General features: G+C 40.4%; 1 protein-coding gene. It reads left to right on the top strand.

Going from position 1 to position 1,394, the window contains the following annotated elements; genetic code table 11:
• Nucleotides 1-285 precede the first annotated feature (285 nt).
• Nucleotides 286-1,394: AI-2E family transporter (locus EDM56_RS30880; protein WP_122921744.1), on the top strand; the 1,109-nt coding region annotated here is incomplete at its 3' end.

Genomic DNA, 1,394 nt, shown 5'->3' with positions numbered 1-1,394 from the left:
CGGTTCTAGTGTTTCTTTTCTGTTGGGTTTTCATGTAGTTTGTAACAAATGAGGGACCTAGTTCCGGTCCCCGCATCCGAACACGGCATAGCGGGCACCCTGCAGCTCATCCCCGCTTGTCGATTTTGAGTCATTTCATAAAAGCAACGCAATAAAAAAAGGAACCTGGGCAAGCTCCTTCGAATTATACCTTTTTCACAAATTCTGACTTATTGACGTAGGGGCCGTTCAAGCTGGCGGATGTAGGAGACAGTCGTGTTATAAAATAATAGTAGAGGTGAGAGAATGATTGCGTTTTACAAAAAATACGCAAGGACGGCATTTGATTTGGCATTAGTGGTGTTAACCATCTTCCTAATCATGTCTAGCTTTTCGTATTTGTTTTCGATTGCAACCCCGATTTTTATCGCTTTGCTCATTTACTTTATGGTGGCACCAACCGCAAATTTCTTGCATCGGAAAGGGTTGAAAAAGTCTATTGCTACGAATATAGCGATGATAGTATTCATCTTGCTTGTCCTTGGGGTGATATTTGTAGCAGGTTTGGTAATCACAAATCAAATTCTAAGTTTGTCAGCGATTATTCCCAAGTATATTCATCTGTTACAGGGTGAGATTGTGAAAAACGCTGATTATTACCAAAGTAAAATTAATGCGCTGCCACCAGAAGTGCTTGAAAAAGCCAAAGAATATGTAGGGCTAATCGCTCAAAAAAGTTCCGCGTATTTAAGTGCTGCACTTGTAGGAACTGTCGGTGCGATCACTTCTTTCTCCACGATGTTCTTTAATTTCGTAGTCGGCATTATCTTGGCTTATTTCCTGAGCCTGGAAATAGGTGACTGGAAAAGAATCGCTGCAGAGAAAACGCCACGCACATTCAAGAATGCATTTATTTTTTTGAAGGAAAATGTCCTCAATGGAATCGGAAAGTATGTAAAGGCGCAGCTGTTGCTAATCTGTATTTCCTTTATGATCATTTTCCTCGGATTGTTGTTTGCTGGTGTGGATAACGCACTTACCATTGCGTTGTTATCAGCATTGCTCGACATTCTTCCGTTGCTGGGGATGCCAGTCATCTTTATCCCTTGGGCAGTTTATCTTCTCATCGTAGGGCAAACGGGCTTTGGACTATATTTGCTTGGTCTATTAGCGTTCTCAATGATTTTTAGACAAATTGCGGAACCAAAGATTGCTGGTGATTCACTCGGAGTTTCTGCGTTCACGATGTTTTCCTTCATGATTATTTCGTTATCCATATTTGGTGTTGCTGGTATTATTGCTTCGCCAATATTGATCATTTTAATTAAGGCTTTGTATGAAAAGGGAATCATGAAGAAATTAGTTAGAATGCCACAAGACGAATTTGATGAAGAAGAAAAGAAAACAGAACTGGT

Source organism: Brevibacillus fluminis, assembly GCF_003710825.1.
GTDB lineage: Bacteria > Bacillota > Bacilli > Brevibacillales > Brevibacillaceae > Brevibacillus_D > Brevibacillus_D fluminis.
This window is presented reverse-complemented; position numbering and strand designations above follow the sequence as displayed.